The following is a 14243-nucleotide window of genomic DNA, read 5'->3' as shown; positions in this document are numbered from 1 at the left end:
TTTAACGGTTAACCGCCTTCAGATGAATGACGGGAGTCGCTGTCGGAAACAATATCTCGAAGTGGGAAGCGGCACTGGTTGAAACCAGCGCTAAAATGACCGTTGATGGTCCGGCTGACCGACGATAAACTGGCCTATCCAACTGTTTAGAATCGTATTCAAGTCTATTGGTATGGGCTAATTCGGCAACTTCATGGGCGATTCCTCGCGAGCCAACTGGTATTAAATCAACAACACCCGGACACTGTTTAATCTGCCGAACAGTTTCGTACGAAACCACTTCGTCGAGGTGTGCCAGCAGGTCTTCGCCAACGTATGGGACTCCGATTTGATAAACTTCCGCCTGATCGATTCGATCCGATATTCTATGACTCACACTTTCGGCAACGACCGTCACCCCAACGGAAGTCGTTTGCGTCTCCATGTTGTCTTCCGTACTGCCGTTGATTGGCAGATCAGCGTAGCCCGCCCGCGCCAACTCTTGTTTGAGTCCTCGAATCACTGCGGCCCCTGTCGGTTGCATTTCGTTTCCCAACGTATCAACCACCATCAGAGGCGTTGCCCCGTAACACAATAATTCTAGGAGTGGTACCCGAAGCGAAAAAGCAGCGACGGTTTCAGTTGCCGTTCGAACATTGTCCAGTGGTTTTTCGCCAATGCCAGCACTTGAATCACATGCAACAACCAGTGTCTTATCCGGTGCTATTTGAAGCAACGTTAAATCCCGGTATTGTCCCACAAAACCACCCCTTTCAGGTCATTCACACTAAAAATGAGGCGTGTGTCATGCGTGATGGCAGCGCGACGTACACCACTTCACAAATCACAATATTGGCTACAGTCGCTAGCGTTAGAGGAACAAAAAAGGCCAAAACCGCGGCGCCCATAATGGGATATAAAATAACTAAAGCTAAGGGAACGTTAACGGCGTAGCCGACAAAGTCTGATAAGAGGACTCGCGATATTGTTGAAAATTCAAATCCATGGCGCATTTTACCGAAAAGAAACATACAAACACCCATGCATCCTGCAATGACCCCATGGACGGGTAGTGAAAGGGGAAATCCTGCTAAACCGGCTGATAACAAATGGCCAAAAATACCTAAAATAGCACCGTACCACGGCCCCATTAGAATTGCGCCTAGAAATGCTGGCATCGAATCAAAGGCAATGGACCCCATCATTTTTAAGTTAGCACCAATGACGCAAAGCGCCAGAAACATCGCCGCTAAAACAAGTCGTTTTAATTGGTCAGTACGTTGCAATGGAATCATCCTCCCAAATTTTCGTGATTAGTCCTCTAACTTCCAAAAAGCGCAATCTTACGACGAATTGCGCTTTCTCATTCAACAGACACCTATCAATTTCAAAAACTTTGTTGATTGATCTCATCTTGAACGCCTGCCAGTCCATATTTGTACTTAAATCGCGTAATAATGCGGTACCACGATTGATAGAATAAATAAAGTAAAATGGCAGTGGTAACACCATGAGCAAGATCAAAGTAAAAACTAGCAAGGTAGGCAGCGATAAAAGTCTTTATGTTGAGTGGCTGCACGTAGACCATCACGTACCATAAATCCATAATCCAACCGAACAAGAACCCGTAAACAAGTCCCAATATAGCTAAAAAATAACGGTTATGTGCGATCTTAAAATTACGGATTAGCCCGGCGGAAATGCCCATTGCACCCCACGCAAACATTTGCCAAGGAGTCCAAGGCCCCTGTCCTAAAAACAGGTTCGATACGACCGCCGAAGTTGAGCCCACGATAAACCCCGCTTCCGGTCCAAGCGTCAATCCGGTCATCACAATGACAAAGCTGGTCGGTTTCACGTCGGGAACAGCCGCCATCGCAACCCGGCCAAGTGCTGCCACCGTCGCTAAGACAGCCAAAAACACAATTTCTCTAGCTTCCGATTCCCGGGTTTCAAAATGCCAATAGAACGGTAACATGCTGGCAGCTAGACAAATAAAACTCAAAATCAAATAGTGTTGGTCCCCATTAAAAAAAGTAATCCAAACTAGACAAAGAACAAACACACCAATTGAGATGGCGTAACCCATACTTGGTTTAAAAGTTTGCGACAAGGATTTCATGGAATAACCTCCCCCCGTTCAATAACGTTGGGCAACTGATAACGAAGAAGTCGGTTCACCGTTGTGGTATAGAAGAAATTGTCAGCAAAGAACTGGTGTGGTTCGGCTTGCGCAACCAACTTACCGTCAAAAAGCAAGGCACAGCGGTTGGCAAACTGGGCACTGAAGTTCATGTCATGACTGACCATGATGATGGTTAGATTCTGCTCAGTCTGCCGCTTCTGTAAAATATCACCCAATTTTTGGCGCCGAATCGGATCTAATCCCTTCGTTGGCTCATCAAGTAATAACAACTTGGGATTCGACATCAACAAGAGACCCAATGCAATGAGTTGTTGCTCACCCCCACTCGCATCGTGCGGGTTACGATTAGCAATTTGATCGATCGTCATGTCTCGCATCATATTTTGAGCTGCTTCTACAGGCGTCGCCATGTTTAGCTGTTTAGCACGTTCCTCATATTCCTCCTGAACGGTATCGTAGCTGAAATAGTCGCTCGGTGTTTGCGATAAATAGGACACTTCACGATAAAATTGATCCGTTTTTTTAGTCCAAGTCGCGAGTTTCTTATCAAGTAACTTGACGCTACCACGTCGAAGGGTAATAAATCCCATAATTGCCTTTAACAGCGTCGTTTTACCGGTCCCGTTTTTACCAATAATCGCCAACCAGTCTTTTTGATGAACACTCAAATTGAGATCGTCTAAAATATAGTGACCATTTTTATCGTACTCAAACGACAGGTGACTTAGTTTCGCCACAACGCCATTTTCATCATGGCTAATCCGTGACTTTGCTTCTGCTTGCACCTCGACGTGTCCTCGTTGCATCAGTTCACGACCAGTAAGCACCGTTAACGGTAGGTCTGACACAGGTAACTGCGCTGCTATTTGCTGATTTAAAAATAAAAAGGGAACGTCTGGAATAAAGTTCCTTAAGTGGGGTTCCGTCCAAAGCTGCTTTAAAACGGCAGTGGTTGGCCCATCAGCCATCAACTCCCCCTGCTTAAGAATCCAAAGTTTGTTAGACAGCGGCAACACATCATCTAAGATATGTTCGCTCATCACAATAGCAATCCCTAATTCATCATGAACTCGATTCAATAAAGAAATGAACTCTTTCGTTGCGATCGGATCTAGTTGCGCCGTTGGTTCATCTAAAATAAGCAGTTTCGGACGAAGAATTAATACGGCGGCTAAGTTGACCATCTGTTTCTGACCACCAGATAAGTTGTGGACATCCTCATACAAAATTTCTTGCAGTCCCAAAAAACTCACTAATTCAGCAATCCGTTGCTGAATCACGTCAGCGGGCACGTCAATGTTTTCTAGTGAAAAGGCCAGTTCTTGAATGACATTATCCATCACTAATTGATCATCGGGATTTTGAAAAACCATTCCAATGCTTTGGGCACTTTGCCGTTTTGCCAATTCAGAAATCGATTGCCCTTCAAACAGAATTTGGCCTTCACGTTTACCCACGGGCCACAGCTCTGGCTTAAATTGCCGTAACAGGGTCGTTTTCCCACTTCCCGAATCACCAGCAATGGTAATAAAATCACCCGAATTTATTGCCAGGTTGATGTTAATCAGACTTCTTTTCTTTGCTAATGCATACTCAAAGTTGAAGTTTACGACTTTAATAAGTTCCACCACAGCCACTCCCAAGCCTCTAAGATTAATGGAAAACTAAACAGTACAGCGACCCCCAACAAAACGAGCCAACCCGTAAGCGATAAGCCGAGTGATCCCAATGCGGGATACACAACCATTCGGCCAATTCCTTGACTGGCAGCATAGAAGCACAGACCGCTAAGCGGAATAAACCAGCCAAGACATAAAAGATCGCGTTGTTTGAACCGGTAACGCTGATAACTCGAACGCTGACCACTACCATATCCACGAGCATTCATCGAATCAGCTGTCTGTAGCGCATCCGTAAATGATCGAACTAATAAAACCTCCATCATTTTCACAACGCCAATACTCCGTTGGCGCGAACTACCACGATTGACATTGATACCCCGGACGGTTTGAGCTTGTGAAATGTTTTTTAATCGCCTGATGAAAAGTGGGACAAATCGCAACGTAATCATCGTCAACAAGGTTAACTTGGGCGATATTCTTGAAAAGAGATACATAAACTTCTGACTCGTTAACACCTTGTTATATGACAAGAAAGTCAGCAAGACGATCACTAGCGATAACGCCATCATAAAGCCGTAAAAGATAGCCTCAACCGTAATTAACGTTCCGCCAAACGTCCAAATGACATGGGCCCCGCGGTTATTAATGAGTGGATTTAAAACCATAATAAACGCCACCATGAAAATGCTGCCTTCCAACACCATGACCATTTGCTTTCTAACGCGAGCAACGTAGTTCACGCCAACCACAATCAGAAGTTCAACCAGCAAAAAAATGGGGTGTAAAAAAACCATTGAACACGCAATAGTGACCACGTAGTAACTGAAAGTCACCCACGGGTTTAGTTGTTCAAAAACGAGTCGTGAACGCACCGCACCAGTTGCCCGTGATCGCTGTTTCGCCATCTGCTGGTCCATTAAAAACACCTCCACGTTACCTATCCAGACTAAGTTTCTGTTTGATGTTTTCCAAAAACTGCTTCGTTCAGCAGATCAGGTTCGATCTAACCATTAAAAATTAAAAATTGAGCCTTTTTTCAACTTCAAATTACGATATTGTTCCATCGCGTAGGTCGCTTGCTGAGTGGCCATTTGAAGTGATCCGCTATTACTACCGACAAGCCATCTAAACTGCCCGTTTGATTTTTGATATTTGATGAGTCGTCGAATAGGGGTGACCCCACTCTTTGTCTTGAGCGTCTTTTCAGTATCGATACCAACCGCCGATAATCCAGCAATTGCCATGGCATCGGAATTGGCATTTGCCTTTTTGGTAAATGCACTACTAATCACAAAATCTCCCGTCGTTTTTTGGAAAGCCGTATTCTTTAGTAGATTAACCGCCTTTGTAATGGCCGTTTTCACGCTTGAATAGCTTCTGTGCATCCCTAACGCCATCAGGGCCATCCCCGTAATATCAACGTCGCTCCCAGTTCCGGTCAAAGCCCATCCACCCTGAGTGTTTTGAGCCTTTACAACTTGACTTAATAACGTCTTGATAGTGGCATTGCTCGTTGTACCGTAATTCTTTGTGCTTAGTGCAATAATGCCAAAAATCTTGGCCGTGATCCCGGAGTTTGACTTTGGTGCTGTTTTAATAATGCCGGTTACCAAATTCTTCCCCTGATACTTGGTGGGATTGTACCCGACTGATACTGCACCAATCAAACTGCGTTCATAATCCACTGCGGCGTAGTGGCCCTGTAAATTACTGAATTGCCCCGCCAAATTCTTAACAAACACCTTTCTGGCGGCTGAGCTCATCCCATACGGCGAACGGCGAACGGCCAGTGCATCCCAACTATCCAAACTTTGCTTCGCAGTATGGCTTTTAATGAAGCTGGCCCCTTTATTAATTGATTGCGTGTAATAAGGCGTTGTTGCTTTGGTCCGACCTGTAAATAGTGCGCTAGACAATAAAATTGTTCCTAGTACCAGCAAGGTTGATTTAATCAAATTTCTTTTTTTCACTTTTTAGTTCCTCCCTTTACCGTTGACTGACCTGTGGCGCATCCCGGTCCTTACCTAAGTTTTCGGTGTATAGCCATTGGATATGGTCACCGTTCTTCACTTTATACTTACCCGATGAAAACCCTGGGAATTTGTTATTAACCGAATAAAGCCAGCCACTGCCAGAACCACGGTCAAATTCAAACAACCCACTAATTCCGCGAATATAGGTCGTTCCGCCACCTCCTTGGTAGGCAACTGCAACATGTTTCTCTTTCGCAACATTTTTCAAGACCGTACTGACAACGTCGCCGGTTTTAAAACGGACATTGGTGGCCTGCATCATGACCTTATTGCCTTGAGTCATCGGACCTCGGACAGTTAATGAGCAAGTTTGTCCATTGATCTTATTTGTTTTTTGTGCAGAATGGTTCTTTTTTTGAGCGGTCGCCTTCGTGCCCTTTTTCGTTGAGGTAATTGCAACAACTTTGCTTTTTGTGGTTTGCTTATGCGACGGATCACTACTTGTTTTTGTATCCTTAACTTTAGCCGCAACCTTTTTCTCTGGAGTTACAGAGCTTGTGGATGTAGCCGAACTACTACTCGCCTTGGAACTCTGATCACCGTTATAAGAATTCGAAACTTCCTGACTATCGCTCTTGCTCATGACCGAGTAGCCAGCAAATCCCAATCCAAATATCACGAATAGACTAACAACGAGTAAGGTTATTTTTCGCTTGGACATTATTGGGGCCTCCTTAAAAATTCATCGTTTAGGCATAGCTGACTAACCAATATCTGATGGTCATCGCACTTCGGATAGCGCTTTCATTCAAGGCCAATCACCATGTTCAATGTTTGTTTTGATAATCCTATTTTATCCTAGAACCCTTTTTAATTCGGCGAATCATCCGGAGTTGTCCTTTCTAAGCTAGCAATCGGCAGAAGTGAACAAGAAAATGGCTCAATCTTGCCGACCCCAGACTAAAATAGAACAATTTTGGCTATTTACTAACCGGAAATCTCGACTAAAATTGTCATAAACTGACTATGATCACAAAATCACAATATCTAAATTTAAGCTCACATAACTGTCAATTTAGTGTAAAATGCAGGTGAACCGGATTCATCGATAAAGGGAGGTTAGTGTGATGACGCAAAACTATATATTGTCGCTTGATATCGGAACCACGCGAGCGTCCGCAACCTTGTACGACCGCAATTTTAATGCGCTCTTTTCTTCCAGTAAGCATCTCAACCAGTACTCACCTCAACCAGGCTGGTACGAACAAGATCCCGATGAAATTTGGGAGAAACTCATGTCTTGTGTCACTAATTTATTAATTATTAGCAAATGTAAGCCTTCAGAGATTGCTGGAATTGGGATTTCTAACCAGCGAGAAACCACGATTGTCTGGGACAAGACAACTGGAAAACCCATTTATAACGCGTTAGCTTGGGAATCTCGCCAAACGGAACCACTCGTTCAAAACCTGATTAATGCTGGATATACTGATACCATCCATGACAAAACCGGGCTTTTCATTGACCCCTACTTCTCCGCCACCAAAATTATTTGGATTTTGAGTCAAGTTGATAACGCCCGTAAAATGGCAGAACACGGCCAACTACTATTTGGAACAATCGATTCATGGATCGTTTGGAAGTTAACAAAAGGTGCACTCCATATTACGGATTACACCAATGCTAGTAGAACGATGATGTTTAATATCCACACCCTGCAATGGGATGCTGACTTATTGAAAATTTTTAACATTCCGGCCTCGCTATTACCAGAGGTAAAATCAAATTCAGAGGTTTATGGGAATACGAACGCCGACGTCTTTTTTAACGCTGAGATCCCCATTGCAGCACTAGCGGGTGACCAACAGGCGGCACTAGTTGGCGGTTTAGCAACCAGTGTCGGCGAAGTGGAGGGGTCGTACGGGACAGGCGCCTTCATCATTATGAATACCGGCAAACAGCTCGTGATGTCCAAACGACATTTACTGACCACTATCGCTTATAGTATTAACGGTGAGTGCACCTACGCCATCGAAGGTAGCATATTCGTTGCCGGATCGGCCCTCCAGTGGTTGAAAGATAATCTAGAAATGATTGACAACGTTGATGACGTCGAACAATTGGCCAAAAAATCAACCGACGACGGTCGCTTATACGTTGTGCCATCGTTTACTGGCTTAAGTGCACCATACTGGAATGCCAACGCTAACGCCGCCACTTTCGGCATGACGCAAAAATCGACAAAATACGACTATGTTCGGGCAACACTTGAATCAATTGCCTATCAAACGAATGATATTCTAACGAGCATGGTGAAAGACTCAAACATGCCTATTAAAAATATCCGCGTCAACGGTGAGGTCGTTAAAAACGGCTACTTACCGCAGTTTTTAGCGGATCTAACCGGTACGACGCTCCACAAAAAAACGGCCCCTAACATTGACTCTTTAGGTGTCGCTTACTTGGCTGGATTAGCGGTCGGGTTATGGCGTGATTTTAACGAAATCTCACAACTCCAGCAGAATGATGAAGCACTTCAACCCAATATGTCACCAGAAACAAGAAAAAAAAGGTATCATGGCTGGCAACGGGCAGTAAAAGCAGTTGAATTTTATACAGAATCCTAACTTATTATTCGGACGTTTTCACATTGTGAATGGCATAACTTTTAATTCAAGAACAAAATAGTACTATCAATCACAAAATAACGCCATTTTAAGGCTGATAGTACTATTTTTTTGCTGTCTTTTTATGTTAAACTTGGGGCGAATAGAAATAGTGTAAGCGTTTTTACAGAAAGGGGATTATCAGCATGCCTAAAGTTTCACTAGATATGCCAACATTACCCGAATACACGAGCCTCGGTGATTATTTACAGTCATTTTCTGATATTACCCAAATTGATGCCATGTTTTACGGGTTATCTGGGATTCTTGTGCATAAAAATCATGTTTTTACCGATGAAAAACTCATTCAACAACAATTAGACTTAGAGCAAATGATTAATTACACCATTTTCCCCGTCACATATAATGCTAATTTTTGGGGATTTATCCTGTGTAATTCAGAAAAAGTGTCTCAGCAACGAATTAAGTTGTCAAAAGACTACCTATCAAACGTTTTCCAACAGGTTTTTAGCGAAGTCCATAACTGTACTGACTCAAAGGTTTTGGATCCCTTAAGTAAAGACGAATTTAGCCAGATCAACTATCTCAGTATCCTGCTAAAAATGTCCCCCCGCGTTCAGGATAAAGGAAACGAAAATGACGCTCACGAACCGCAAATTATTTACGATCGAACGGAGTCCTACACCAGTTTAAAGAAGGCTAGCGAATATGTTTTACAAAATATCGTGAAGCCACTCTCGCTAAATGAAGTTGCCAATAAAGTGTACTTATCGCCTTCATACTTGAGTCGATTGTTCAAAAAGTACCTTAACGTCACTTTTGTTGACTACGTCAATCACATCAAAATTGCCAGAGCTAAGGAAAAGTTGGCACTGACAACCCGGCCAATTAACGTCATTTCAGCTGACGTAGGCTTTACCCAAACAAGCTACTTCACCAAAACCTTTAAAAAAATGACGGGAACTACTCCCTCTAAGTTCCGGCGTCAAAACACACCAACCGCAAAGATTTTCACGATTCCTCATACCATTGATTGGGCAACTGACGATACCGTGTTTGACGTGTCGAAACGCTTTTTTAATAAACAAGGCATCGACTTTTTCTACCAAACGGCTAACACGTTCTTGTACGTGAACAGCATTGACAACCTGACCGACTCCGCTGAAAACCGTGGCTGGTTATTTACAATCGATGGCCAACAGCCCACAAAGTCCGTCAATGAAATCCCGGTTCAGACGATTTCAGAAATTCAGTGGCTTTATACCGATTTACAAAATATTTGATTCATTTTGCTGTATTCGATTCCTTGGATGCAGCTTTTTTGATGGCTTCTTCTAAAACTGGGATGTTTTCCCCATCCTTAGCCGATACCGCGACAATCTCTTTAGCGCCAGCCGCTTTTAACTGGGCCGCCACTCTCAGATAATCTGGGTGCTGCACATCGTAGTTTACCAGGTCCATCTTGTTAACCACCCCAATCATTGGCATCGCGAACATGGTCGAGAAACCTTGAGGAAAGATTAGCCGTTGATCGTTGACGCCTAAAATAATAACGACAACATTCGCATCCATGGCCGTAGTTGCAATATTGGTATACATCCGGCGATGCTCAATGTACTCACCTGGCGTATCGATATAGTCCTGGAAAAATTCTACCGACTGGGTTTTATTATATTTAAACTCTTGATGCGTGAGTCGTTGAATGGTGGATGTCTTGCCACAGCCAATTGGTCCAACAAACATGGGTCGCTTTTTCATCATGCCTCTCCTTCTATTCTAAAAAAACATTCGCTGAGCGAATGTTTTTTAAATTGTTACACTAAGCTGACTTCCAAGAAACAAGCAATTGCGCCACCGACAATCGGCCCAACCATTGGCACCCATGCATATTCCCAATGGGTATTACCTCGGTTTGGAACGGGTAAAATGGTATAAGCTAATCTTGGTCCCCAATCACGAGCTGGGTTCAACGCAAACCCAGTGGTGCTCCCCAACGCCATCCCAATTGCAGTAATTAAAAACCCAACAATTAGTGGTTTTAGCCCCTGAGTGAAGTCGCCTAGGTTCAATAGAATAAAGATAAATGCAAACGTCGCAATGACTTCGGATAAGAAATTGGCGAAGGCCGACTTAATCGCTGGCGCCGTTGCGAAGATGCCCACTTGGTTGCCGTCCTCTTCTGTTGTGGTTTCCTTAAAGTGCGGGTAAAACTGAATAATAACAAGGGCTGCACCAACGAAGGCGCCTAAGAATTGACCAGCCAAGTATGGTCCCACAAGCGACCACTTAAACAATCCAGCCAATGCAAAACCAATTGTAACAGCGGGGTTCAAATGACCGTCCGAGCCAAGTAAACCGGCAACGTAGACGCCCATTGTCACAGCTAATCCCCAAGAAATCGTCACGTAGGTCCAGTCTGAGCCTTTCGCATACGCTTTTTTGAGGTTGATACTTGCTCCCGTACCAGCACCCAATAATATCAAAATCATTGTCCCAAAGAATTCTCCAATAAATCCATTCATCATTTATCACCAAGTTTCTTTTTATTTTAGCTTACTTAATTAACACCTGTTTCAACGAATCAATCAGCGATTCTGTCAGACCAACCACATCTCGCACATAGGCGTCAATCCCACCAAACTGGTCGTTTATGAGCGATACCGCTTGTTCAATATAGGCTCGTCGGACAACGACCAAATCATGGACGGACTGAATAAAGCAACTGCCTAAATGGTCCTTTTTTGCTTGGTCAAGGCGCCACTTAATTCGATCGGTCGACGCAGCGTTTGAGGCTAGGTAAAAGTCCATGTTAGCTTGTTCTGATACGCCTAACACCGCCAGTAATAAGTAACTGCAAAACCCGGTTCGGTCCTTACCAGCTGAACAATGAAATAAAATTCCGCCATCTTCGGCGTAGGTAATAATAGCTTCAAAGAAATCTTGATAAGCGGCAATTGCATGGGGATCAATCACCATTTTGCGGTACGATCGCAGCATGCGGTTATACCCAAACTGATCATCGTCAGCATAAAGTCGCTTGATTTCTTTGTCCGACATTGTGCTACTCGTCGGATCATCGTCAAACACTGGTATTTTAAGGTATCTCATTTGCGGCGATAGCCGATCCGGAAAGGTGGCCATTTCATTAGGAGAGCGCAAATCGATGACCGTTTTAATGCCATATTCAGCCAACGTGGCCAACCCTAAATCAGTCACGTCTGACAGGAAGCCCCCTCTAACAAGTTGAAGCGGTTTAAGCGAAGGGCCGTCTGTTCCGTTCACCTCACTAAAGTCACGAAAGTTAAACGTCCCTGGAATTTTCAAATCAATCGACATTTAACTCATTCCTCACCTTTTTTAACCAATTTGGATCTTTTATTAGGGCCGAACCAATCCCAATAAGTTCTGATCGTTGCCCAGCATCAATCACATCTGGACCCGTTTTGACACCACCAGCAACCATGACAGGACAGTGAACAACCCGTTTAAATAAGGTCACGATTTCCGTTTGTGTCGCTGGCATTGTTGCGCTTGTCTGCGCATAATTCCGAAGCGATAGACTCAAATACGTGATACCACAGTCATCTAATACCCTTGCTAACGCCAAAGTATCCACCAAACTCATACCATCCGCTATCAGCTCTTCTGGACTTAGTCGGTAACCTAGAGCGAAATCGTGGTGAAACGATTTGACTAGGGCCGTTAACCGCGTCATGAGTTCCACAGGGAACCTTAGTCTTCTAACCAACGTTCCGCCATACTTATCCGTTCGAGCATTAGAAACGGGTGAAACGAATTGTTGAAGCAAGAACGAGTTAGCCCCGTGCAATTCCACACCATCAAACCCCGCTCTTTCAGCCCGATGCGCAGCGTCAATGAACTGATTCATCACCTTTGACACGGCCCTATCTGATAACGCTTCTGGCACTGGAAACCCAGCAAAGGGGGCCGCAATCGAACTCGGTCCTATGATCGTTTGTCCTTGCGTGGCCCCCTTATTTGTCGCCCTTCCAGCATGAACGAGTTGCAAAACCGCTTTCGTTTGGTTCTGATGAATCGTCTCAGCAAGCTGAGTTAGTCCCGGTATCGCCTCCTCGGTGTCAACAGCCACCGAATTGGGGGCCGTATTTCCAGCGAGATCAACGTAAGCTGACCCGACAACATCCAACCCAACATCCCTTGACCGACTTCGGTGAAAGGCCAGATCACGTTGGGTAATTTGCCCGTTTTCCCGACTGAGTTGCATGTCAAGGGGAGTTAGAACAAAATGATTCTTCAGGATCAGACCAGCTCCTAAATCAATTCGACTAAATACCATGGATGTTTCCAATAAAATCACCTTACGTTCTTGTGATGCTTGGAATATCGAATCCCAGCATTCCGTGCAATGTATCAATGACTTGCCTGAGAGCAGACTCAACTTCCGATACTTCGCCGACAACCACTACCGATCCGCTGAACCGATCAATAAAGCCTAGCGTAACATTACCCGTCTTAGTGGCGACATCCCCTGCGATGATGGAGGCTTCAGCTGGGGTAATCGTCAGAATTCCCAACGCATTTTTAGGTGCTTGAATCCCCAATTTTTCGTAGATATCAGCGGTTGGATTGGCCACAATATGAGCAAGGGTCACTTGTTTACCAGGCACATACTCCTGAATTGTTCGTTCGATTTCTCTTGCCAAGACCGCTCCCCCTTACTTATAGACCCGCCGTTTTAACAACGTCCCGGGCAATCACAATTTCTTCATCAGTCGGAATAACTGCGACTTTGACACGGCTATCCTGACTTTCAATTGAAACTTCATTATTCTGGTTTTTGGTATCGTCAATCGAAACACCCAAGTATCCCAGTTTCTCGCAGACCAGTTGGCGAATGCTACTACTGTGCTCACCAATTCCAGCGGTAAAAATCAACGTATCCAGGCCATCTAGATCGGCAGCATAAGCACCAATGTAGTGTTGAATTTGGTGAACAAACATCTTAACTGCTAGTTGGGCACGGTGATTCCCTGAATCTGCCGCCTTTTGAACTTCCCGTAAATCATTCGAAACACCAGAAATGCCAAGTAATCCCGACTGCTTATTTAAGAGTTGCCGAACGCCTTCTGAATCAAGTCCCCGAGTCTCTTCAATAAACGGAATAATTTCAGGATCAATGTCACCAGTTCGACTTCCCATCACTAGGCCTGCTAGTGGTGTGAACCCCATTGACGTATCAATGGACTTGCCATCCTTAATCGCACACAGGCTACTTCCGTTACCGAGGTGGCAGGTAATCACTTTGTGACTGACTTCTTCGCCAAACAATTCCTTTGCCTTTTCGCTCACGTATTCGTGCGAAGGGCCGTGGAATCCAAATCGGCGAATGCCATCTTTTTCATAGTAATCGTATGGTAGGGCGTACATGTACGCTTCCTCTGGCATCGTCTTATGAAATGAGGTATCAAATACGGCAACCTGAACAGCGTGCGGCAATGCTTTTTCAAATTCCACGATTCCCTTCAAATTCACGGGATTATGCAACGGTGATAGCACGGAGAGTTCGTCAATTTTTTGTTTAACTTGATCATTCACGACCACCGATTGATCATAAGCCGAACCACCATGAGACACCCGGTGGCCCACGCCTTTGATATCATCCTTAGACTTAATAATCCCACTGTTTAAAAGCATCTCAAGCAATTTCTTAATTGCTTGCCCGTGGTCGGCGATTGGTTCGATGGTTTTGCTAGCTTTACCATTCAGCACAAATTCAACAATGGCGTCATCGAACCCAATTCGCTGAATTTGGCCATTTGAAAGCACTGTCTCGGCTGGCATTTCAAACAATTTGAATTTAAGAGATGAACTGCCAGAATTGATTGCTAATACCTTATTTGACATACTTTGCCTC

15 protein-coding genes are annotated in these 14243 nt (G+C 44.4%); 2 read left to right on the top strand and 13 right to left on the bottom strand.

Annotated features, from left to right (window positions below):
• Nucleotide 1: 1 nt before the first annotated feature.
• From FC96_RS10415 to FC96_RS10385, 7 genes are all read right to left on the bottom strand, one after another.
• On the bottom strand, nucleotides 2-739 hold the full coding sequence (locus FC96_RS10415; protein ID WP_054659799.1) for an AIR synthase related protein: 738 nt from the start codon (nucleotides 737-739) through the stop codon (nucleotides 2-4).
• A 22-nt stretch (nucleotides 740-761) separates the two neighbouring features.
• Nucleotides 762-1265: an ECF transporter S component gene (locus FC96_RS10410; protein WP_235804758.1), complete on the bottom strand. Its 504-nt coding sequence runs from the start codon at nucleotides 1263-1265 to the stop codon at nucleotides 762-764.
• A gap of 101 nt (nucleotides 1266-1366) precedes the next feature.
• Nucleotides 1367-2101, bottom strand: a complete 735-nt coding sequence (locus FC96_RS10405) for an ECF transporter S component (RefSeq protein WP_056942949.1) — start codon at nucleotides 2099-2101, stop codon at nucleotides 1367-1369.
• On the bottom strand, nucleotides 2098-3753 hold the full coding sequence (locus tag FC96_RS10400) for an ABC transporter ATP-binding protein (RefSeq protein ID WP_056942996.1): 1656 nt from the start codon (nucleotides 3751-3753) through the stop codon (nucleotides 2098-2100). Before FC96_RS10400 ends, FC96_RS10405 begins: the two co-directional genes overlap by 4 nt.
• Nucleotides 3732-4664, bottom strand: a complete 933-nt coding sequence (locus FC96_RS10395; protein ID WP_235804757.1) for an energy-coupling factor transporter transmembrane component T — start codon at nucleotides 4662-4664, stop codon at nucleotides 3732-3734. Before FC96_RS10395 ends, FC96_RS10400 begins: the two co-directional genes overlap by 22 nt.
• A gap of 93 nt (nucleotides 4665-4757) precedes the next feature.
• The gene (locus FC96_RS10390; protein WP_056942948.1) at nucleotides 4758-5717 is read right to left on the bottom strand and encodes a prenyltransferase/squalene oxidase repeat-containing protein; all 960 of its coding nucleotides are present in this window, start codon (nucleotides 5715-5717) and stop codon (nucleotides 4758-4760) included.
• A 16-nt stretch (nucleotides 5718-5733) separates the two neighbouring features.
• Complete coding sequence (locus FC96_RS10385; RefSeq protein WP_056942947.1) at nucleotides 5734-6441, bottom strand: DUF4430 domain-containing protein; 708 nt, start codon at nucleotides 6439-6441, stop codon at nucleotides 5734-5736.
• A 406-nt stretch (nucleotides 6442-6847) separates the two neighbouring features.
• Here FC96_RS10385 and glpK point away from each other — a divergent pair, with 406 nt between their 5' ends.
• Nucleotides 6848-8347: a glycerol kinase GlpK gene (gene glpK, locus FC96_RS10380; RefSeq protein ID WP_056942946.1), complete on the top strand. Its 1500-nt coding sequence runs from the start codon at nucleotides 6848-6850 to the stop codon at nucleotides 8345-8347.
• A gap of 185 nt (nucleotides 8348-8532) precedes the next feature.
• Nucleotides 8533-9630 (top strand): helix-turn-helix domain-containing protein, encoded by a 1098-nt coding sequence (locus FC96_RS10375; protein ID WP_056942945.1) that lies wholly within the window; start codon nucleotides 8533-8535, stop codon nucleotides 9628-9630.
• Between the two features lies 1 nt (nucleotide 9631).
• Here the strand turns inward: FC96_RS10375 and FC96_RS10370 are convergent, their stop codons facing one another.
• From FC96_RS10370 to FC96_RS10345, 6 genes are read right to left on the bottom strand one after another with little or no spacing between them, the layout of a single operon-like run.
• Entirely contained in the window at nucleotides 9632-10108 is a 477-nt protein-coding gene (locus tag FC96_RS10370; protein ID WP_235804756.1) for a EutP/PduV family microcompartment system protein, read from the bottom strand.
• 53 nt (nucleotides 10109-10161) lie between these two features.
• Complete coding sequence (locus FC96_RS10365; RefSeq protein ID WP_056942944.1) at nucleotides 10162-10869, bottom strand: MIP/aquaporin family protein; 708 nt, start codon at nucleotides 10867-10869, stop codon at nucleotides 10162-10164.
• Between the two features lie 31 nt (nucleotides 10870-10900).
• Nucleotides 10901-11683 (bottom strand): tyrosine-protein phosphatase, encoded by a 783-nt coding sequence (locus tag FC96_RS10360; RefSeq protein ID WP_054659778.1) that lies wholly within the window; start codon nucleotides 11681-11683, stop codon nucleotides 10901-10903.
• The gene (locus FC96_RS10355) at nucleotides 11673-12677 is read right to left on the bottom strand and encodes an oxidoreductase (RefSeq protein WP_156403218.1); all 1005 of its coding nucleotides are present in this window, start codon (nucleotides 12675-12677) and stop codon (nucleotides 11673-11675) included. The genes FC96_RS10360 and FC96_RS10355 overlap by 11 nt, the downstream gene beginning before the upstream one ends.
• Nucleotides 12678-12687: 10 nt before the next feature.
• Nucleotides 12688-13032, bottom strand: a complete 345-nt coding sequence (locus FC96_RS10350; RefSeq protein ID WP_056942942.1) for a BMC domain-containing protein — start codon at nucleotides 13030-13032, stop codon at nucleotides 12688-12690.
• 16 nt (nucleotides 13033-13048) lie between these two features.
• Nucleotides 13049-14233: an acetate/propionate family kinase gene (locus FC96_RS10345; RefSeq protein WP_056942941.1), complete on the bottom strand. Its 1185-nt coding sequence runs from the start codon at nucleotides 14231-14233 to the stop codon at nucleotides 13049-13051.
• Nucleotides 14234-14243: the final 10 nt, after the last annotated feature.

Origin of the sequence: Secundilactobacillus kimchicus JCM 15530 (assembly GCF_001433995.1) — a bacterium.
Taxonomy (GTDB): Bacteria; Bacillota; Bacilli; order Lactobacillales; family Lactobacillaceae; genus Secundilactobacillus; species Secundilactobacillus kimchicus.
Note: the sequence above shows the minus strand (reverse complement) of the source record. Positions and strands in the feature narration are given on the sequence as shown.